The organism is Streptomyces sp. NPDC044003, assembly GCF_056435185.1.
In genome coordinates, this window is sequence record NZ_JBWKFA010000003.1 from 163,160 (window position 1) to 182,252 (window position 19,093).

Annotated in this window: 18 protein-coding genes and 1 pseudogene; 8 read left to right on the forward strand and 11 right to left on the reverse strand. The window is 71.7% G+C overall.

Annotation, left to right across the window (positions count from 1 at the left end; genetic code table 11):
• Positions 1–28 precede the first annotated feature (28 nt).
• On the reverse strand, positions 29–688 hold the full coding sequence (locus tag AC07AW_RS12815; protein WP_478816223.1) for a beta-glucanase: 660 nt from the start codon (positions 686–688) through the stop codon (positions 29–31).
• Positions 689–944: 256 nt separating this feature from the next.
• On the opposite strand from AC07AW_RS12815, the gene AC07AW_RS12820 reads away from it, so the two are divergent.
• The 3 genes from AC07AW_RS12820 (at position 945) to AC07AW_RS12830 (ending at position 3,362) form a co-directional block, all read left to right on the forward strand.
• Positions 945–1,985, forward strand: coding sequence for an NAD(P)-dependent alcohol dehydrogenase (locus AC07AW_RS12820; protein WP_478815478.1), 1,041 nt, complete (start codon positions 945–947; stop codon positions 1,983–1,985).
• 80 nt (positions 1,986–2,065) lie between these two features.
• Complete coding sequence (locus AC07AW_RS12825; RefSeq protein ID WP_478815479.1) at positions 2,066–2,752, forward strand: hypothetical protein; 687 nt, start codon at positions 2,066–2,068, stop codon at positions 2,750–2,752.
• A 235-nt stretch (positions 2,753–2,987) separates the two neighbouring features.
• Positions 2,988–3,362 (forward strand): VOC family protein, encoded by a 375-nt coding sequence (locus AC07AW_RS12830; protein ID WP_478815480.1) that lies wholly within the window; start codon positions 2,988–2,990, stop codon positions 3,360–3,362.
• Positions 3,363–3,414: 52 nt separating this feature from the next.
• Here the strand turns inward: AC07AW_RS12830 and AC07AW_RS12835 are convergent, their stop codons facing one another.
• Both AC07AW_RS12835 and AC07AW_RS12840 read right to left on the reverse strand, forming a co-directional pair.
• Positions 3,415–4,719, reverse strand: a complete 1,305-nt coding sequence (locus tag AC07AW_RS12835) for an amidohydrolase family protein (RefSeq protein WP_478815481.1) — start codon at positions 4,717–4,719, stop codon at positions 3,415–3,417.
• A gap of 230 nt (positions 4,720–4,949) precedes the next feature.
• A pseudogene (locus tag AC07AW_RS12840) lies at positions 4,950–5,363 on the reverse strand (amidohydrolase family protein); the annotation flags it as partial.
• 247 nt (positions 5,364–5,610) lie between these two features.
• Between AC07AW_RS12840 and AC07AW_RS12845 the strand changes: the two are divergent.
• Positions 5,611–6,600, forward strand: a complete 990-nt coding sequence (locus AC07AW_RS12845; RefSeq protein ID WP_478815482.1) for a phosphotransferase family protein — start codon at positions 5,611–5,613, stop codon at positions 6,598–6,600.
• 272 nt (positions 6,601–6,872) lie between these two features.
• The gene (locus tag AC07AW_RS12850) at positions 6,873–8,471 is read left to right on the forward strand and encodes a BCCT family transporter (protein ID WP_478815483.1); all 1,599 of its coding nucleotides are present in this window, start codon (positions 6,873–6,875) and stop codon (positions 8,469–8,471) included.
• A 5-nt stretch (positions 8,472–8,476) separates the two neighbouring features.
• Here AC07AW_RS12850 and AC07AW_RS12855 read toward each other — a convergent pair whose 3' ends face one another.
• The 4 genes from AC07AW_RS12855 to AC07AW_RS12870 form a co-directional block, all read right to left on the reverse strand.
• A complete protein-coding gene (locus AC07AW_RS12855) occupies positions 8,477–8,983 on the reverse strand; it encodes a DUF6328 family protein (RefSeq protein ID WP_478815484.1) in 507 nt (168 codons plus the stop codon).
• A 27-nt stretch (positions 8,984–9,010) separates the two neighbouring features.
• On the reverse strand, positions 9,011–10,288 hold the full coding sequence (locus tag AC07AW_RS12860) for a sugar ABC transporter permease (protein ID WP_478815485.1): 1,278 nt from the start codon (positions 10,286–10,288) through the stop codon (positions 9,011–9,013).
• On the reverse strand, positions 10,285–11,064 hold the full coding sequence (locus AC07AW_RS12865; RefSeq protein ID WP_478815486.1) for an ATP-binding cassette domain-containing protein: 780 nt from the start codon (positions 11,062–11,064) through the stop codon (positions 10,285–10,287). Before AC07AW_RS12865 ends, AC07AW_RS12860 begins: the two co-directional genes overlap by 4 nt.
• Positions 11,065–11,172: 108 nt before the next feature.
• Entirely contained in the window at positions 11,173–12,261 is a 1,089-nt protein-coding gene (locus tag AC07AW_RS12870) for a substrate-binding domain-containing protein (protein ID WP_478815487.1), read from the reverse strand.
• Between the two features lie 246 nt (positions 12,262–12,507).
• Between AC07AW_RS12870 and AC07AW_RS12875 the strand changes: the two genes are divergently transcribed.
• Entirely contained in the window at positions 12,508–12,960 is a 453-nt protein-coding gene (locus AC07AW_RS12875) for an SRPBCC family protein (protein ID WP_478815488.1), read from the forward strand.
• Positions 12,961–12,977: 17 nt separating this feature from the next.
• Here the strand turns inward: AC07AW_RS12875 and AC07AW_RS12880 are convergent, their stop codons facing one another.
• Together AC07AW_RS12880 and trpS are read right to left on the reverse strand one after the other, a co-directional pair.
• Positions 12,978–13,415, reverse strand: coding sequence for an Lrp/AsnC family transcriptional regulator (locus tag AC07AW_RS12880; RefSeq protein ID WP_478816224.1), 438 nt, complete (start codon positions 13,413–13,415; stop codon positions 12,978–12,980).
• A gap of 35 nt (positions 13,416–13,450) precedes the next feature.
• On the reverse strand, positions 13,451–14,539 hold the full coding sequence (gene trpS / locus AC07AW_RS12885) for a tryptophan--tRNA ligase (RefSeq protein WP_478815489.1): 1,089 nt from the start codon (positions 14,537–14,539) through the stop codon (positions 13,451–13,453).
• Between the two features lie 372 nt (positions 14,540–14,911).
• On the opposite strand from trpS, the gene AC07AW_RS12890 reads away from it, so the two are divergent.
• Positions 14,912–15,649 (forward strand): dienelactone hydrolase family protein, encoded by a 738-nt coding sequence (locus tag AC07AW_RS12890; protein ID WP_478815490.1) that lies wholly within the window; start codon positions 14,912–14,914, stop codon positions 15,647–15,649.
• 80 nt (positions 15,650–15,729) lie between these two features.
• Here the strand turns inward: AC07AW_RS12890 and AC07AW_RS12895 are convergent, their stop codons facing one another.
• Together AC07AW_RS12895 and AC07AW_RS12900 are read right to left on the reverse strand one after the other, a co-directional pair.
• Positions 15,730–17,625: a serine/threonine-protein kinase gene (locus AC07AW_RS12895; RefSeq protein WP_478815491.1), complete on the reverse strand. Its 1,896-nt coding sequence runs from the start codon at positions 17,623–17,625 to the stop codon at positions 15,730–15,732.
• A gap of 45 nt (positions 17,626–17,670) precedes the next feature.
• On the reverse strand, positions 17,671–18,705 hold the full coding sequence (locus AC07AW_RS12900) for a hypothetical protein (RefSeq protein WP_478815492.1): 1,035 nt from the start codon (positions 18,703–18,705) through the stop codon (positions 17,671–17,673).
• A gap of 228 nt (positions 18,706–18,933) precedes the next feature.
• On the opposite strand from AC07AW_RS12900, the gene AC07AW_RS12905 reads away from it, so the two are divergent.
• Positions 18,934–19,092 carry a hypothetical protein gene (locus tag AC07AW_RS12905; RefSeq protein WP_478815493.1) on the forward strand — a complete coding sequence of 53 codons (159 nt, stop codon included), beginning with the start codon at positions 18,934–18,936 and terminating at the stop codon, positions 19,090–19,092.
• Position 19,093 lies beyond the last annotated feature (1 nt).

Sequence of the window (19,093 nt, forward strand, 5' to 3'; positions counted from 1 at the left end):
GCACCTGTCCCGGCGTCAGGGCCGGTGGTCAGTCCCGGTACACGCGCAGCCGCGTCACCTCGTACGACATCTCCGAGACGTCCGGGTCGGGTGCCGGGTGGTACCGGCCCGCGCAGACGGAGAGGTTCACGATCAGGTGGGCCCGCCAGGAACGCCCCACCCCGCGGCGGTCGGCGAAGACACGTGCTCCGTTGACCCACCACACCACCGAGCGCGCCCCGAACTCGACCCGGAGATCGACCCACGCCCCCGGCTGGACCGCCGGGTCCCGGAAGTAGAGGTACCGGCCCCGCACCCGGTTCGACAGCTCCAGGAGGTCCGGGTTGTCGGGGTGGTACTCGAAGACGTCGATCTCCTGGCCGCCGTCGAGCCAGGTCCAGATCGCCGGCCAGGCGCCCGTCTCCACGGGCAGGCGCACCCGGGCCTCCAGGACGTCACCCGTCCGCACCAGGAATCCCTCCGCGCTGCCCTCCGTCGTCAGAAGCCCGGCGTCCCAGAGACCGTCGGTCCTGCGGGTGGCCCGGAAGGTCCCCGTCCGGCTGTACGAGGGGTCCTCCACCAGGTGGTCCAGCTTGTTGTCGCCCTCGTTCGTCGGTCCGCCGTCGGGATAGGCCCACGAGTGGCCCGCGACCCACTGCTCGGCGGAGGAGAAGTCGGCGTCCAGGACGAGGTTCGCGGGCGTCGACACCGGACTGCGCCCGCCGCCGTTGCCACCGCGCCGGAGCCGGTCGAAGAAGTCGGACAGCACGGCACCACTCCCTTCGCAGGGGCCTCCAACGGCCCGCGGGCGATCCGCCCCACTTTGCACCGAGCGGCGCGGGGCCGTGGGCCCTTGGCGAGAACTCGTCACGCCCGCCCACCGCGCGCGGCCCCGCCGTCCCGGTGTCGGCCTCACCGGGACGGCGGCACTCGAACACGTGCCTCAGGGGGTACGTATCGACGACATGAAGGCACTTCAGTACCGCACCGTGGGCGCACCGCCCGAGGTCGTCACCGTCCCCGACCCGGAACCCGGGCCGGGACAGGTGCTCCTCGAGGTCACCGCCGCCGGAGTCTGCCACTCCGACATCGCCGTGATGAGCTGGTCCGCCGAGCAGCTGCCCTTCCCGCTGCCCCTGACCCTCGGTCACGAGGGCGTCGGCACCGTCGCCGCGCTCGGCCCCGGCGCCGAGGGCTTCACCGTCGGGGACTCCGTCGCCGTGTACGGCCCCTGGGGCTGCGGCGCCTGCTTCATGTGCGCCCAGGGCAAGGAGAACTACTGCCTGCGGGCCGCTGAGCTCGGCATCAGGCCGCCCGGCCTCGGCGCGCCCGGCGCCATCGCCGAGTACCTGCTCGTCGACAGCCCCCGCCATCTGGTGCCGCTCGGCGACCTCGACCCGGTGCGGGCCGTACCGCTCACGGACGCCGGCCTCACCCCGTACCACGCCATCAAGCGCTCCCTGCCGAAGCTCGTCCCCGGCAGCACCGCCGTCGTCATCGGCACCGGCGGGCTCGGCCACGTCGCCATCCAGCTTCTGCGCGCCATGACCGCGGCCCGGGTCGTCGCCCTGGACGTCACCGAGGAGAAGCTCGCGCTGGCCCGGACCGTCGGAGCGCACGACACGGTCCTGTCGGACGCGGCGGCCGCGCCCACGGTCCGAGAGCTGACCGGCGGCCGCGGCGCGGAGGTGGTGCTCGACTTCGTGGGCGTCCAGCCCACGGTGACGGCCGCCGGCGCGATGGCCGCGGTGGAGGGCGACGTCACCATCGTCGGCCTCGGCGGCGGCGCCCTCCCCGTCGGCTTCGGCGCGCTGCCGTACGAGGTCTCCGTCGCCTCCCCCTACTGGGGCACCCGCGCCGAGCTCATCGAGGTCCTCGACCTGGCCCGCACCGGCGCCGTCGACGTCCATGTGGAGACGTACGGCCTGGACGAGGCGCCGGACGCGTACGAGCGGCTGCACGAGGGACGCGTCGACGGCCGGGCGGTGATTCTCCCCAACGGCTGAAGGGACCGCGGCGGCGGGCATGAGCACGCGTACTCGTCCGCCGCGCGTGCCGGTCCTCACCCGGGCTCGTTGATCACGCCATGAAGAACGTGAACACCGGGCGACGCGCCCGCCTCCTCGCCTCCGCCGTCGCCGCCCTGCTGCTCGGTGTCGTGGGTGCGCCCAGCACGTACGCGAGCCACGACGCGCAGGACTGCCCGGCGGCGGAGATCTTCGCGACCGACAACACCGCGATCATCACGGACCCCGACGACCCCCGGCTCGACACCCGCCTCACCCGGTTCGGCCACGAGGTGCGGCGGATCATCCGCGCCCACGGGGCGCGGCCGGGTCCCTCGGAGCTGCTGAACGGCGTCTTCTGGTCCGAGGAGCTGCGGCAGGCGACGTACGAGCGGTCCCGGGAGTTCGACGTCGAAAGGGTCGGCCGCGACGGGCTCCGCCACATCGCCGGCGTCATCGCCAAGCAGTACCACCAGGAGGCGGTCCTCACCTTCCGCTGCCTGCCGCGCACCTCGCCGGAGACCGACGCGGTCGAGATCGAGGTCCCCGGCGTCCGCGTGAACAGCCTGCGCGAGGCGCTCGTCGCGGACCCGGAGGCCCGCGACAGGCTCGGCGGCGGTTCCGTCACCCTCGGCGGCCGGCTCGTCCTCGTCGCCCCGGTCGACGACCTGCCGCTGGCCCGCAGGTTCACCACCGCACTCGGCGCCGACTGGGACCGGGCGGAGGTGCGGTACGGCGACCGGGAGTTCGTGACAGGGGCGGAGTGAGCGGTACGGCGTGACCGGGCGAAATCGCCTTGTCCCGGCGCGGGTCGATCGAGTAGCGTCGTCCGTCATGAACACCGGACCGGCGACACGCCACGCACAGACGGGTCATCCGGTGGACGACTGATCGCCCGGCGGGTGTGCGACACGCACCCCGACGGTTCGGCACGTGGACCCCCCCAGTGCACCGGCACTGCGAGTCCCTTCCACGAGCCGAATCGACAGCGAGGTCATCCACATGGCAGTCACGTTCAACCACACCATCATCGCGTCCAAGAACCGCGACGCATCCGCGCGCTTCTTCCGCGAGTTGCTGGAACTCCCCGAAGCGCCGTCCTGGGGTCCCTTCCTCAACATCCAGCTCCACGACGGGGTCCTGCTCCAGTTCGCCGAACCCCCGGTGGACATCCAGATGCAGCACTACGCGTTCATGGTCGACGACGAGCTCTTCGACCGGGCGTACCAGCGCCTGTGCGAGGGCGGCATCGAGCACTGGGCCGACCCGCAGATGCGGCGCCCCGGCGAGACCAACACGGAACACGGAGGCCGCGGGGTCTACTTCAAGGACCCTTCCGGCCACGCGATCGAGCTGATCACCCGGCCGTACCTGTAAGACGGCCCACGCCCCGTACGGGCCCGGTGGTTACCGGGCCCGTACGGCTTCGTCAGGCGAGGAACTCCCCGTCGCGGGCCACGACCACACCGCCGTGGACGACCATGTCCCGGCGCGGCATGTCGACGACGACCTGCGGCAGGCACTCGCCGCGCACCAGGACGAAGTCGGCCGGGGCGCCGGGCCCGAAGTCGGCGTGGGCGAGACCCATGACGTCGGCGCCGCCGTGGGTCGCGACCCGGTAGCACTCGTTGAGCTCGTCGTCGAGGCGTACGTCGGTCACCCACCCGAGGATGTGCGCACGGTGCATCATGTCCGCGTCGCCGAACGGGCTCCAGGAGTCGCGCACCCCGTCGGAGCCGAGCCCGACCCGTACGCCGTGCTCGCGCAGCCGGGCGATCGGCAGCACGAGGGAGTCGGACGGCGCGACCGTCGTGAGCGCGATGTCCTGCTCGCCCAAGTCGGTGGCGATCGAGCCGAGTTCACTGTCCGTCAGGCCCGGCAGACAGAAGACGTGGCTGACGGTGACCTTGCCGGCGAGGGAGAGGGCGCGGGTGCGCTCGACGATGCCGCGCATCGCCCGCATGCCCTTCTCGCCGCGGTCGTGGAGGTGGATGTCCACGCCGACGCCATGCCGGTCCGCGATGCCGAACACGACGTCGAGCTGCTCGTCGAGGGCCTGGTCGAAGCCGATCGGGTCGATGCCGCCGATCATGTCGATCACACCCTCGCGCGCCGCCTTCTCCAGGAGCGCCGCCGTGCCGGGGGTGCGGATGACGCCGTGCTGCGGGAAGGCCACGATCTGGACGTCGAGGGCGTGGCGCAGCCGCTCGCGGGCCTCCGCGACGCCCTCGACCCCGGCCAGGCCGTAGGCCGGGGCCACGTCGGCGTGGGCCCGCATGCCGCGGGTGCCGCGGGCGACGGCGTGGCTCATCAGGCCGTAGGCGCGCTCGGCGACGGGGCGGCGCTGGGCGCGGAACAGCTCCACGTCCTGCGCGACGTAGTCGGCGATGCCGGAAGCCGGGCGCCGGCTCACCCAGGATCCGCCCCAGGTGGTCTTGTCGGGGTGGATGTGCGCGTCGACGAGGGACGGGAGCGCGATGCGACCGCCGCCGTCGACGACCTTCGCGCCGTGCGGCGCGGGGCCGTCCGAGATCCGGCCGTCGACGACCACGAGGTCCGTGGGCTTCGCGGCGCCGAACGGGCGCACGTTGCGGAACACCACGGTCGTGGAACGGTCCCCGGCCCGAGCGGTGGTCGTCGCCTGGGCCGGGGCGGCCGTGGCGGCCGCCGTGGCCGTGGCGCCGGCGAGTGCCGCGGCGCCGGCGAGCATCGTGCGGCGGGAGAGGGCGTGCATGGGGGCTCCTTGGGTGGGTGGTTGGTGGGGTGGTGCGGGGAGGGGTGGATCGGCTGGGGCCCGGCCGGAAGTGGGGGCGCCGTCCACCGCGGTTCGCGTGGTCAGAGGGTGAGGCCCGCTCGTACCACCTGGGTCGGTCGCTTCAGGAGCGTCACGTCGGCCAGGGGGTCGCCGGACACCAGGATCGCGTCGCCCGCGAAGCCGCGGGCGAGGCGGCCCACCGTGCGCTTGCGTGCGCTGGTGGCGCCCTTGCGGACGGCGTCGCGCGCCTCGGCGGCGGTGCTGAGGTGGATGTGCGCGTCCACCGGACCGGGCAGCACCCAGTGGCCCTCCGCGTCGAGGGTCGCGGTGCCCTGCGGCACGGTGACGGTGCCCTCGCGGCCCGCCGCGCGCACGGTTCCCCCCTCGATCACGACGACGGCGTTCTCGGTGACCTCACCGGTGGCGGGGTCGAGGAGGGTGCCGCCCCGGATCACCAGGTCGCCTCCGCGCGGAGTCCCCTCGCCCCGGGGCGTGCCCGTCGAGGACATCGCGGCCGCCGCCGTGCCCGCCGCGGCCACGGTGCCGGCGAGCGCGGCCGCCCCGGCGAGGACGCCGCGGCGGGTCAGCGAGCGGGAGGGCGGCGGGGTGGCTTCGAGGCACATGGAGGCTCCTGGGGGAGTGGGCCGACGACTCCTAGTTTTGTATACCAAGTGGTGAGGGGCGGACAAGGGTGGAGATCCAGAAGTGGAAGATCCCTGTGACAGCTGGGGATCAGTGCTTTCCCTGCTCGCCGATTTGGTATACGAATATCGCTGACGCTGTCTGTCTCCTCCCTGTCCGGCCCTCGGATATTCGCGTGCGTCGCCCCGCCCCCGGTGGTGGAATCGCCCCATGCGACGAGCGACATCCATGACGGTCGACCGCGGGCAGTTCGCGGACGCGATCACCCCCTGGGAGGAAGAGGCCTGGCGGGCCGACGCCCTCGGCTGGTCGGAGTGCGAGCTCGCCCGGCACGGACTGGAGGAGACCGGGCCCCGAGAGGTCAGGGTCCGGCCCTGGTCGATCCTCGTGCGCTTCCGGACCGGAGCCGGAGAGCGCGAGGCCGTGTGGTTCAAGGCGAGCGCCCCGGACGCCGCCTTCGAGGCCGCCCTCGGGGGCGCGCTCGCCGACTGGGTGCCCGAGCACGTCGTGACACCGCTCGCGGTCGACGCCGCCCGCGGCTGGTCGCTCCTGCCCGACGGCGGGCCCCTCTTCCGGCACGTCCTCGACGCCGGCGACGCCGGGCCGGACGCCTGGGCCGAGGCGCTCGGCCAGTACGCGCGGATGCAGCGCGCCCTGACCCCGTACACGGACCGGATGACCGCCCTCGGCGTCCCCGGCGGCCGCACCGGTCAGCTGCCGGACATCTTCGACGGCCTCGTCGAGGGCAACGCCACCCTGACCCCGGACGCCCGCAGCGCCCTCCGCGCCCGGCGTCCCCGGCTCGTCGACTGGTGCGCCGAGCTCGACGCGTACGGGATCCCGGACTCGCTCGACCACTGCGACCTGCACGACGCCCAGCTCCTCGCCCCCGCCGCCGGCCGCTTCACCTTCTTCGACTGGGGCGACGCCAATGTCGCCCACCCCTTTGCGAGCCTGCTCGTCCCCGCCCGCGCCGTCCGCGACCGCCACGGCCCCGAGCATGTGCACCGGCTGCGCGACGCCTATCTGGAACCCTGGACCGACCTGGGGCCCTCCCTCCCGGAGCTGCGCCGCGCCGCGGCGCTCGCCGGCCGGCTCGCCGCCCTCGGCCGGGCGGTCTCCTGGTTCCGTCTCTTCCCCGGAACGCCGGACGAGGGGTGCGCCGAGGCGAGCGCCCACTGGGTGAACGAACTCTTCGCCGAATCAACGGTGTTCTGAGCGGGGGCTGAAAAGGGGCCGAGGAGGGGCCGAGGAGGGGGACGGCGCGATACGCGGGACTGGGCCGTCGTTCCGCCGAGTTCGGCCGCGCCTGTGGTACTGCCTTACGGAGACATCGCGTTGTTTGTCCCGTAATGCCGTGAAAGGTGCCGCCTGTGTTGCCGGAAGACCAGAGGCCGGAAGACCAGAGGCCGGAAGACCAGAGGCCGGAAGGCCGTCGAGCGGGCGCCGGCCGCCCCGAGCACCCTCACCGCGCCCGCACCGACCGGATCGTGTTCGGTGTCACCGCCGTCCTCACCGTGGCCTTCGTCGTCTGGGGAGCCACGGCCACCGAGAGTCTGGAGGACGCCTCCACCACCCTCCTCGACGGGCTGATCCGCGACGGCGGCTGGGCGTTCATGCTGGCCGCCTCCGGCTTCGTCGTCTTCGCGCTCTGGCTCGCCGTCAGCCGCTACGGCCGGATCACCCTCGGCCAGGAGAACGAGGCGCCCGAGTTCCGCACCGTGTCCTGGATCGCCATGATGTTCAGCGCCGGCATGGGCATCGGCCTGATGTTCTACGGCGTCAGCGAACCCCTCGCCCACTACGGCACCCCACCGCCCGGTACCCACCCCGTTGACTCGGCCGAGCGGATGCAGACCGCCATGGCGACCACGCTCTTCCACTGGACGCTCCACCCGTGGGCGATCTACGCCGTCGTCGGACTCGCCATCGCGTACTCGACGTTCCGGCGCAGGCGCCGTCAGACCATCAGCGCCGTCTTCGTCCCGCTGATGGGCGAGCGGCGGGCGTACGGAGGGCCCGGCCGTCTCATCGACATCCTGGCCATCTTCGCCACCCTCTTCGGCTCCGCCGCCTCCCTCGGCCTGGGCGCGCTCCAGATCGGCAGCGGCTTCGAGGAACTGGGCTGGAGGGAGAAGACCGGCACCGGCCTGCTCGTCGCCGTCATCGCCGTCCTCACCGTGGCCTTCGTGCTGTCCGCCGTCTCCGGGGTGGAGAAGGGCATCCAGTGGCTCTCCAACACCAACATGGTGCTTGCCGCGGTGCTCGCCGTCTTCGTCTTCGTGGCCGGCCCCACCATCATCGTCCTCGACCTCCTGCCCACCTCCCTCGCCGCCTACGTCGGCGACCTGCCGCAGCTGGCCGGCCGCACCGAGGCCACCGGCGGCGGCGAGATCCACGCATGGCTGGGCAGCTGGACCGTCTTCTACTGGGCGTGGTGGATCTCCTGGACGCCCTTCGTCGGCATGTTCATCGCCCGCATCAGCCGGGGCCGGACCATCCGGCAGTTCGTCGGCGGGGTCATCCTGGTCCCCAGCACCGTCAGCCTCGTCTGGTTCGCCGTCTTCGGCGGCACGGCGATGAAGCTCCGCGAGCAGGGCGAACTCGCCGGGGAGACCACGCCCGAGGGGCAACTCTTCGGCGTCCTGAAGGAGTTCCCGGCCGCCGGTGCCATGAGCCTGCTCGTGATGATCCTGGTCGGCATCTTCTTCGTCTCGGGCGCGGACGCCGCCTCCATCGTCATGGGCACGCTCTCGCAGCGCGGCGCCTTCGAACCGACCCGTCCCGTGGTGATCTTCTGGGGTGTGGTGACCGGCGCGGTCGCCGCGATCATGCTGCTCATCGGCGACGGGCAGGGCGACGCGCTCGCCGGTCTGCAGAACCTCACGATCCTGGTGGCGGCGCCCTTCGTGCTCGTCATGATCGGGATGTGCGTGGCGCTCATGCGGGACCTGCGCGAGGACCCGCTCGTCGTCCGGGGCCGGAAGGGGGAGGAGGCCGTCGAGCTCGCTGTGATCGCGGGCCACGAGAAGTACGACGGGGACTTCGAGCTGAGGATCGGCCCCGGCTCGTCGGACACCGCCTCCTGAACGTCTCACTCGCCGCTGGTGTGGCGGAAACGTACCCACAGGGGCAGCGCGAACCAGCACAGCAGGTACCACGCGAAGACGGCGGCGACGAGCCAGGGCACGTACGTGTTCCGCGTGGCCACCCGCAGAACGAGGAGGAGGGCCGACGTCAGGGTCGCCAGGAGCAGGACGAGACCGGCGAAGGTCAGGCGTGCGGCCCAGGTGACCGCCCGCGGCTTCATCCGGCGACCCGACACGACCCGGTGGAAGGCGACGGGCCCGATGAGCGCGCTGGTGGCCAGCGATGCCAGGACGATGGTGATGACGTAGATCGTCTTGTCGGTCCGCTCCAGCCCCTGGAAGATCGGGGTGAAGACCACGGTGAGCAGGAAGCCGAGGAGGATCTGCACACCGGTCTGTGCCACCCGGATCTCCTGCATGAGATCCGTCCAGCGCCGGTCGGCCCGCTCCTCCTCGCTCTCGTCGCGGCCGCGACGCCGCCCGTCCGGCGGCTTCGGGGCGTCCGCCTCCATGGGGGCCTCCCTTCCGGAGCCCGTGGATCAGGCGCGGCCCGCGGCCTTCTGGCTCCGGCGGGACAGCGAGTCGACGACCACGGCGGCCAGCAGGACCGATCCGGTGATCATGAACTGGACGGCGTTGCTGACGCCCATGATGTTCATGCCCGACTGGATGGAGCCGATCACCAGCGCGCCGAGGAGGGCGGACCAGACCGAACCCCGTCCGCCGAACAGGCTCGTACCGCCGATGACGGCCGCGGCGATGACGTTCATCAGCAGATTGCCGCCGCCGGAGGTCTGGCTCGCGGACTGGATCTGCCCGGCCAGGAAGATGCCGCCGACCGCCGCCATGAGCCCCGAGATCGAGAAGACGGTCATCCGGACGAACGGCACGCTGATGCCGGCACGGCGGGCGCCCTCGATGTTGCCGCCGACGGCGAAGATCCGCCGCCCGTACGTCGTACGGCGCAGCACGAAGTCCAGGACCACCAGCAGGATCAGGAAGATGAGGAGCGCGAGCGGAAGCCCCTGGTACTGGTTGAGGATGTACGCCGCGGCGAACGCGATCGCGGCGATGACGACCGTACGGATCACGATCTCGGCGATCGGGCGGAACGGCACCCGGGCCGCCTGGCGGCGTCTGGCGTCCAGGAGCGAGGACGCGAGGAAGAGTCCGACCCCCACGGCCGCGGTCACATAGGCCGTGGCCGGGCTGTGGAAGATCGTCGAGTAGAGCTCGGAGACGATGCTCTCGCTCGGGATGTTGACCGTGCCGCTGGTGCCCAGGATCTGGAGCATCAGACCGTTCCAGAACAGATTGCCCGCGAGGGTGACCACGAACGCCGGCACGCCGACCTTCGCGAAGAAGAAGCCGTGGATGAGCCCGACGGCCGCACCGCCCGCGAGGGCGACGAGCAGCGCCAGCCACTCGTTCATGCCGTTCAAGACGTTGAGCACGGCGAAGATGGCGGCGCACAGGCCGCTGACGGAGCCGACGGAGAGGTCGATCTCGCCGAGCAGCAGGACGAAGACGATACCGACGGCGATCATGCCGGTGCCGACGATCTGCTGACTGAGGTCGGAGAGGTTCTGGGCCGAGAGGAACGTGCTGTCCAGGCTGCCGAAGACCGTCCAGATGATGATCACGGCGACGACCACGGGCAGCGACCCGAGCTCTCCGCTGCGCAACTTGCGGCGGAACTCCCCGAGATACCCCTTCAGGCCCTCCTCGCGGACGAGCAGCCGGGTGTCGACCGCCGGCATGGCCTCGGGTGCCGGTTCCTGGGCGGCGGAGTCGCCGGCGGATCGGTCCCGTCTCATGGCTCCTCCTCCCGCTTGCGGGCCTGGCGGCGGGTGACGGCGCTGTCGGTGGCCCCGGTGATGGCGGAGATGATCTCCTCGGTGGTCGTGGAGCGCTTGTCGAAGAAGCCGTTGTTCCGGCCGAGGCGCATGACGGCGATGCGGTCGGCGACCGCCATCACGTCCACCATGTTGTGGCTGATCAGAATGGTGCCGAGCCCGTGGTCGCGGAGCCGCTCGACCAGGTCCAGGACCTCGGCGGTCTGCTCCACGCCGAGCGCGGCGGTGGGCTCGTCCAGGATGACGACCTTCGGCTCGCCGATCAGGGAGCGGGCGATGGCGACGGTCTGCCGCTGGCCGCCGGAGAGGGAGGCGACCGGGATCCGGACACTGGGGATGCGGATGGAGAGGGTGTCGAGCAGTTCGCGCGAGCGCTGCTCCATCCGGACCTCGTCCAGGACGCCGAAGCGGCGCAGTTCGCGGCCGAGGAAGAGATTGCCGACCACGTCGAGGTTGTCGCACAGGGCGAGGTCCTGGTAGACGGTGGCGATGCCGAGGTTCTGGGCGTCGTGCGGCCGGTTGATGGCGACCGCCCGGCCCTGCCACTCGATGACGCCTTCGTCGGGCGGGTTCACCCCGGCGATCGACTTGACGGCGGTGGACTTGCCGGCGCCGTTGTCACCGACGAGGGCGACGACCTCGCCGGCGTGGACCTCCAGGTCGAAGTCCTTCAACGCCTGGACCGCGCCGAACCGTTTGGAGATTCCCCGCAGGGTGAGCACGGGTGGCTCCGGCAAGGAGACCGCCTCCTCCGCTCGCGCGAACCGCTCCGCGGCTTTCCCGGACCGGTTGTTCGGGACCGGTTGTTCGAGACCGGTTGTTCGAGACCGGTTATTCGAGACCGGTTATTCGAGACCGGCGTCCTTGCAGGCCGCCGCATAGGTCGGGGTGCAGATCTCCTGGACCGTGTAGAGCCCGTCCTTGACGACGGTGTTCTTGATGTTGTCCTTGTTGACCACGACCGGGTTGAGCAGCTGGGCCGCGACCTTGCGGTCACCGTCGCTGGTGACGGTGGTGGGCACCAGGTCGGACGAGAGCTTCTTGCCCTCCGCCAGGTTGACCGCCATGGTGGCGGCGATGTCGGCCTCGGGCTTGTACGGCTTCTCGATGGTGAAGGTCTGAGTGCCGATCAGGATCCGCTGGATCGCGTCGAGTTGGGCGTCCTGACCGGACAGCGGCACGTTCATGCCGGCCGCCTTGAGGGCGGTGGCGATTCCGGCGGCCAGTCCGTCGTTCGCCGAGTAGACACCGACGATCTTGTCCTTGCCCAGCGAGCTGATGGCGCCGGACATCTGCTGGTTGGCGTTGTTCGGGTCCCAGTTGGGAGTGTCGTACTCCTTGCCGATCTTCACCTTGCCGTCGAGGACGGAGTGGGCGCCGGCCTTGAACTGGGCGGCGTTCGGGTCCGTCGGAGACCCGTTGTGCATCACGATCTCGCCGCTCTTGGCCTTGTCGCCGAGCGCCGCGAGGAGCGCCTTGCCCTGAAGCTCGCCCACCTTGTGGTTGTCGTACGAGACGTAGGCGTCGACGGGACCCTGCGCGAGGCGGTCGTACGCGACGACCTTGACGCCCGCGTCATGGGCCTTCTGCACGGAGGACTGGATGGACTTGGCGTCCACGGCATCCAGGATGAGGACCTGGTCGCCCTTGGCGAGCGCGGTGTTGACCTGCTGTTGCTGGGTGGTGGCGCTCTCCGCCGCGTTGTAGTAGTCGACGTGGGCCCCGGGCGCCAGTTCCTGGATCTTCGCCTCGATGTAGGGCCGGTCGAACTTCTCGTACCGCGTGGTCTTGCTCTCCGGAAGCAGCAGTCCGATCTTCACGTCCCCCTGCTTCTCGCTCCCCGCGCCCAGGGCCGTCGCGCTCGTCGCCACCACTCCCAGGGAGAGGGCTGCGGCCCCGGCCAGGGCTATCGCGCTCCGCAATGTACGGGTCATGGGAGGCTCCTTCCGTACGCCCCCTCTCCCTCACCTCGTGAGCGCGGGAACGAGGATGTACATATGGCCTATATATCGACATTAGCCGCAACCTGAGGTCCGGCAAGCGGGTGCGTGACCGTGCGGACTGTCGGGTCGAGGCTGGCGGAGCGTCGCCCGGAGTGGGAGTATTTGTATGAAGCGACAATGAGCCTGCGCCGGCGCAGCGGCTTCCGGCGGGGACTCCCGTCGAACGAAGAAGGCGACATGCCTGTCATCACGGAAACCATCGACATCGCCCGCAAGCCCGCCGACGTCTTCTCGTACGTGACCGACCCGACGCATCTGCCCGAGTGGCAGGAGAGCGCGGTCTCGGTCCGCAAGCTCGGCGACGCGCCCTTCGCGGTCGGCTCCAAGGTCGCGGTCACACGGCGGATCGGCAAGCGCGAATTCACCGCGACCATGCAGGTCATCGAGTTGGAGCCGCCGAGGCACTGGCACGTGCACGGCATCGACGGCCCCGTACGCGGTGACGTACAGGGCACCATCGAGCCGCTGGACGACGGCGAGCGCTCCCGCCTGACGCTCTCCCTCGACTTCGAGGGGCACGGCATCGGCAAGGCCCTCGTCCCGCTCGTCGTCCGCCCGCACGTGCGGAAGGAGATGCCCAGAGACGAGATGACCCTCAAGGGCATCCTGGAGAGCGGCGCGACCGGCTGACGCCGGACGACGGGACATCAGTCCGTGGAGACCGGACGCTCGAAGAAGGTCTCCAGGGACACCGTCGCCTGCGTGCCGCTCACGCCCTCGATCGCGTACAACCGGCGCAGCACGTCCTGGAGTTGGACCGTGGTCGCGGTGCGCACCTTCACCAGGACCGAGGCGCTGCCGGCGATGACGTGCGCCTCCTGGATCTCGGGGATCGCGGCGAACGCCGCCGCCGAATCCCCGATCCAGGCGGACGAGTCGACCATGACGAACGCGAGCACGTCCTGTCCGAGCGCCGAGGGATCGACGTCCACCGTGGTGCGGCGGATGACGCCGCGCTCCCGCAGCTTCCGCACCCGCTCGTGCGCCGCACCGGCCGACAGGCCCACCGCCTTGCCCAGCACCGTGTACGCCTGTGTGGCGTCCCGCTGGAGCTCGGCGAGCAGTGCCCGGTCGATGGCGTCCAGAGTCCCCTCCGTCATTCGCATGCCGGAAACATACGTCAGTAGTGATTCCTCATCGCCGTGCGCACCTCCGCCAGGGTCGCCTCCGCCACCGCCCGGGCCCGCTCGTTCCCCTCGCGCAGGATGCCGCGGAGGTACGCGCGGTCGCGTGCGTACTCCGCACGGCGGGCCCGGATCGGCGCCAGGTACTCGTTGACCGACTCCGTCACGGTCCGCTTCAGCGCGGCGGCCCCCGCGGAGCCGATGTCGGCGGCGACCCCCTCGGGGGTACGACCCTGGCAGAGGGCGGCGAGCAGCAGGAGCGAGGCCACCTCGGGGCGGCCGGCCGGGTCGTAGGCGATGTGACGCTCGGAGTCGGTCTTGGCGCCCTTGATCAGCCGGGCGGTCTCGTCGGCGTCGGCGGCCAGGCTGATGGCGTTGCCCCGGCTCTTGCTCATCTTGGTGCCGTCCGTGCCGAGCAGCAGCGGTGCCTCGGACAGCAGGGCGTCGGGCTCCGGGAAGACGGCGACGCCGTTGCCGTAGCGGTCGTTGAACCGGCGGGCGACGGTCCGGGTGATCTCCAGGTGCGGCAGCTGGTCCAGGCCGACGGGGACGAGATTGGCCTTGCAGAAGAGGATGTCGGCGGCCTGGTGGACGGGATAGGTGAACATCAGACCGCTGACGGCGGACTGCCGGGAGTGGGCGATCTCGTCCTTGACGGTGGGATTGCGGTTCAGCTCGGCCACGGACACGAGGCTGAGGAAGGGCAGCAGCAGCTGGTTCAGGGCGGGCACGGCGCTGTGGGTGAAGACCGTGCTGCGCTCGGGGTCGACACCGATGGCCAGGTGGTCGAGGACCAGCTCCTCGACGTGCTCGGTGAGACGGTCCGCCACGTCGCGGTCCGTCAGGACCTGGTAGTCGGCGATGATCACGAACAGCTCCACCCCGAGGTCCTGGAGCCGCACCCGGTTGCGCAGGGTGCCGAAGTAGTGCCCCAGGTGCAGCCGGCCGGTGGGGCGGTCCCCGGTCAGCACGCGGAAGCGGCCCGGTTCCTTGAGGATCTGTTCCTCCAGGACCGCACTGCGTGCCTGCGCGGCGGTCGTCCCGAGCGCGTCGGTGGAGGGGGCGGCGGGGGCGAGGGTCGTCATGGGGTTCTCCTGGTGTGGGTCGGTGGTGCCGTCGGGACGACAGGACCCATGAGCCAGGGAACGCAAAGGGGCCGTTCGTCCGAACGGCCCGGTCGTGCACGAGTAGTGGCCGCTCCTAGGAGGAGCGCCACCAGCTGAGGCACGACGACAGATGCATGAGCCAAGCATAGCGCCGTACGGCACGGAGAGCTCCGCATAAAACCCTTTGGCGGAGCAGGACGCCCCCTGCTACCTTTCCGGAGGCCGTGCGAGACAACAAGGAGGTGGTACCCGTGAACGCAGTATCGACATGGGTGCTCCCCTCCGGGGTCATGGTCGGGCGATAGGTCGTCCGGGAGCGCCGTTCTCAGAGCACTCCCGAAAGGCACGACCGTGCACTTCACTTCCGAACAGCACCTCGACGGCGGCGTCCGCGAGCGTGAATTCACCCTCGGCGACATCCCCGGCATCCTGTGGACGCCCGCAGCCGTGTCCGAGCCGGCTCCGCTGATCCTGATGTGCCCCCCGCCCCTCGGTCTGCGCAAGGTGTACCCCCGCCTTGCGGGGCGCGCCCGGTACTACGCGGAGGAGTACGGCTTCGCCGTGGCCACCATCGAGCTCCCCGGCAGCGGTGAACGGCCCCGATGGGACGCCGCCGAACAGGCCCGCGCCGACCTGCGCCGGGCGATGGAGGCAGGCGAGCCGGTCGGCGACGACATCATCGACGCCCTCGTCCTCCCGCTCGTCGAGAGGTCGGTCCCGGAATGGCAGTCCGCCCTGGACGCCCTCCTGGCGCTGCCCGAGATCGGCGGCCCGGTCGGATACGAGGGGGGCGTGATCTCCATCGGCGTGCGCCTCGCGGCGGTCGAGCCGCGCATCTCGGCCGCCGGCTTCTTCGCCGGGAGCCTCGTGCCCGCCGTCATGTTCGAGGAGGCCCGCCGGGTCACCATTCCGCTGCACGTCCTGCTGCAGTGGGACGACGAGGGCAACGACCGGCAGGCGGCTCTGGACCTGTTCGACGCCTTCGGCTCCCGGGAGAAGACGCTGCACGCCAACATGGGCGGCCACACCGGCGTCCCGCGGTTCGAGTTCGAGAACGGGGCCCGGTTCTTCGCCCGGCACCTGAAGTAGAGCCGGGCCACCGTCATCGAGGAGAGGCTCCGGCCCTCCTCGATGACGGTGAATCCACGTCGCAGTCGCCCGCCGTCGCCTCAGCCCGTCGGCGTGGACGGCGCGGCGTTCCGCCAGACCGTCAGGTCGAGGGTCATATAGGTGCTCGGCGAGTCCTCCGGGGAGAAGGCCTTGACGGTGACCAGACCGAGATGGCCGGTGCCCGTGGTGACGCAGACCTGGCGGCCCGGCGACAGCTTGTTCACGTAGATGTTCTGGGTGAACCGGGTCTCCGCGCGGCACGCTTCGAGCGAACCCGCCTGGCCGGGGTCGAGCAGGACCAGGTTGCCGCCGCTGCTCTCGGCGTCGAGGTAGCCGCCGGTGTCGTAGGAGAGTTCGTAGCCGTTGTCCTCCCCGTCCTGGGGGCGTACGTCCGTGTCCCCGAGCGTCAGGTGGTAGCCGGCCGTGAGGTTGATGTTCTTGTACGTGGCGGCCTGCGGGGCCGGTGCCGTCGACGGCTTGGGGGTGGAGCTCCCGTTCCCCGTGCCCCCGCTGCCCTGTGTGCTCGACGAGGCCTTCCCGTTGGGCTTGCCGCCGGAGTTCGAGGCCGCCTGCCCGTCCTTGTCCTTCAGTACGACGTAGGCGGTCGCCCCGCCCGCGACGGCGAAGGCGAGGACGGCGGCGACGGCGATGACGAGACCGCGCCCGCCGCCCTTCCGCTGCTGCTGGGGCGGGTGCGGGGGCCGGTAGCCGGTCGGCGCCGACGGGCCGGACCAGGCCTGCTGCGGGTACGCGGGACCGCCCGGGCCCTGCGTCGGGGCGTACCCGGAGCTGCCGGGACCCTGCGTCGGCGCGTACGCGTAGCCGGGCGCCGGAGCGGCCGCGGCCGGGGGTGCGACCGGGGCGGCGGCCGGGCCCGTGGGGACGGCGGGGACCGTGTTCGGCGGCGGGCCGAACCCGGGCGGCGGGGTCGACGGCGCGGACGGCACCGTCGGCGAGTACCCGGCCGGCGCCGCCGGTGCCGCCGGTGCCCCTGCCGGGGCGGTCGTCGGCGGCGGGGGCGTCTGCGGTGGCGCGGGAGCCGCCGCCCGGGCCGTGATCTCGGCGGAGACCACGCCCGGCAGCCAGTCCTCGGGCCGCCGCAGCACCGTCGCCGCGTTCGCCGCCTGGCACAGCCGGATGATCTCGGCGAGCGTCGGCCGGGCCTCGGGGTCCTTCGCGAGGCAGCGCGTGACCAGTTCGGTGAGCCGCTCCGGAACGGCGCTCAGGTCCGGCTCCTCGTGCACGATCCGGTACAGCACCCCGTGCCCGGTGCCCTCGCCGAAGGCCGGGACACCGGTCGCCGCGTACGCCGCGACCTGACCGAGCGCGAACACGTCCGTGGCGGACGTGACCTTGCGCCCCGCCGCCTGCTCGGGCGCCATGAACGACGGTGTCCCTATGGTGACTCCACTGCCCGTCAGGGACGTCGCGTCGGCGGCGTGCGCGATGCCGAAGTCGATGACGCGCGGCCCGTCGGCGGCGAGCAGCACATTGGACGGCTTCAGGTCCCGGTGCACGATGCCGGCGCCGTGGATGACGTGCAGGGCCTCGGCCATGCCCGCGACGAGCAGCAGCACCGTCTCCACGGGCAGCGCGCCGTGCGCCACGACCGCGTCGGCGAGCGAGGGCCCCGGCACGTACGCGGTGGCCAGCCACGGCTGCGCGCCGTCGGGGTCCGCGTCGATGACGGGGGCGGTGAACAGGCCCTGGACGCGCTGCGCGGAGCGTACCTCCTGGGCGAACCGGCGCCGGAACTCCGCGTCCTCGCCGAACTCGGGACGGATCAGCTTGATGGCCACCGGACGCCCGCCGGGGGTGTACGACAGGTACACCTTGCCCATGCCGCCGGCGCCGAGCCGGGCCGCGAGCCGATATCCGGCGACCGTCGTCGGGTCGTCCGCCGCCAGGGGCTGGAACACCTCGGAGCCGCCCCGGTCCGCTTGCTGACCGCCCATGAACCCATGTCTCCCCACGCAGAACACTGTTTGCAGGACGGCACCCTACCGGTGGCCGGTGCCCTCGGACCCGTCCGTCGTGACCTCCGCTCCCGTGAGCCCGGCACGCTCCGCGAGCGCACCGCCCTGGAAGCGGCTCTCCGCCCCCAACTCCTCCAGGAGATCGGCGATGTGACGGCGGCAGGTGCGCAGCGACATCCCCATCCGACGGGCGATCACCTCGTCCTTGGCGCCCTCCGCGAGCAGCCCCACGAGCGCCCGCCGCAGACTGGGCCCGACCTCCTTGTACGCGGCCTCGCTGGTGCCCCGGAAGGGGACCGCCCCGGACCAGTGCTGCTCGAACACCCGGCAGAGGTACGCCACCACGTCGGGGTCCCGGACGAGGACCGCCCCCTCGCCCGTACCACCGTCGGCGCGCCGGGGAAGGAAGGCCACGGAACGGTCGAAGACCACGGCCCGGTCGGGCAGTTCGGCCGCGGTGCGGTACTCGGCGCCGGCCTCGGTGAGCCGCTCCACGTACCCCTGGGTGGAGAGGCTGGTCCGCGCCGAGTGCTGGTACAGCGTGCGCATCCGCACGCCCCGGCGGAGCATCGCCACGTCCCGCTCGACGGCGTCCCCGAGGCGGTGCGCCGCCCGGCCGCCGCCCGGCTGGATGCTGAACACCTCCTCCCGGCAGCGGGCCGACTCCTCGGTGAGCATCGCGGAGGCGGACGCCATGTCGGGCAGGACGTCGAAGCCCTCCCGGCGGCCCTGCTCGCGCCGGGCGGCACGGTATCGGGGCATCAGGGAGTGCAGATCGTCGCGGAGGGACTGGGCGTGCGCGGCGGCCCGTGCGAGCTCCGCCTCCAGCGGGCCGACCACCTCCGCCGCGGCGGCGTCCGGGCTCACCGGGATCAGCTCCTCGCTCCGGCCCGGTGCCGGCCGGAGCAGCCGGAGCCGCCGCAGGGTGCGGCAGGCCGCCTCGACCTCCTCGCGGCCGAGCCCGAGGGCCGGAAGCCCGTCCGGCGACCCGTCCGCGACGCCACCGTGCTCCAGTGCGTACGCGAAGACGGCGACGGCCCCGGCGTCCAGCCGCGGCATTCCGTCCACATCCACCCCAGTAGTCACGCATTTCCCCCGTGATGCGGCCCTGCTACTTCCGTGCCATGCAGGGTATTGCCAGGTCATGGCCCTGGACCAAGCGGGCTCGCCGGGATGGACTGGTGGTGTCCGGCCGAGGGAAACCCCATCAGGCCGACATACGGCGTGAACCCGCCAGACACGGAGCTTCCCGCCCGCCCTCTCCTCTCCCGAACCAGGAGCCGCACCATGTCCGTTGCCGTCCGCTGCCTCCTTCTCCTCGCCGTCCTCCTCGCCGGCGGAGCGACCGTCGCCACCCAGGGCGGCGCACCGGAGACGACGCGGACGGTCGCCGCGAACCCCTTGGACACCAGCTGGGGCGACGACTACGAGCGGCCGGTGCAGTAGG

Excerpts from the sequence above, each read along its gene's own strand:
- AC07AW_RS12820 (WP_478815478.1), top strand. The coding sequence starts at position 945 with ATGAAGGCACTTCAGTACCGCACCGTGGGCGCACCGCCCGAGGTCGTC.
- AC07AW_RS12825 (WP_478815479.1), top strand. The coding sequence starts at position 2,066 with ATGAAGAACGTGAACACCGGGCGACGCGCCCGCCTCCTCGCCTCCGCC.
- AC07AW_RS12830 (WP_478815480.1), top strand. The coding sequence starts at position 2,988 with ATGGCAGTCACGTTCAACCACACCATCATCGCGTCCAAGAACCGCGAC.
- AC07AW_RS12835 (WP_478815481.1), bottom strand. The coding sequence starts at position 4,719 with ATGCACGCCCTCTCCCGCCGCACGATGCTCGCCGGCGCCGCGGCACTC.
- AC07AW_RS12845 (WP_478815482.1), top strand. The coding sequence starts at position 5,611 with ATGACGGTCGACCGCGGGCAGTTCGCGGACGCGATCACCCCCTGGGAG.
- AC07AW_RS12855 (WP_478815484.1), bottom strand. The coding sequence starts at position 8,983 with ATGGAGGCGGACGCCCCGAAGCCGCCGGACGGGCGGCGTCGCGGCCGC.
- AC07AW_RS12860 (WP_478815485.1), bottom strand. The coding sequence starts at position 10,288 with ATGAGACGGGACCGATCCGCCGGCGACTCCGCCGCCCAGGAACCGGCA.
- AC07AW_RS12870 (WP_478815487.1), bottom strand. The coding sequence starts at position 12,261 with ATGACCCGTACATTGCGGAGCGCGATAGCCCTGGCCGGGGCCGCAGCC.
- AC07AW_RS12875 (WP_478815488.1), top strand. The coding sequence starts at position 12,508 with ATGCCTGTCATCACGGAAACCATCGACATCGCCCGCAAGCCCGCCGAC.
- trpS (WP_478815489.1), bottom strand. The coding sequence starts at position 14,539 with ATGACGACCCTCGCCCCCGCCGCCCCCTCCACCGACGCGCTCGGGACG.
- AC07AW_RS12895 (WP_478815491.1), bottom strand. The coding sequence starts at position 17,625 with ATGGGCGGTCAGCAAGCGGACCGGGGCGGCTCCGAGGTGTTCCAGCCC.
- AC07AW_RS12900 (WP_478815492.1), bottom strand. The coding sequence starts at position 18,705 with ATGCCGCGGCTGGACGCCGGGGCCGTCGCCGTCTTCGCGTACGCACTG.
- AC07AW_RS12905 (WP_478815493.1), top strand. The coding sequence starts at position 18,934 with ATGTCCGTTGCCGTCCGCTGCCTCCTTCTCCTCGCCGTCCTCCTCGCC.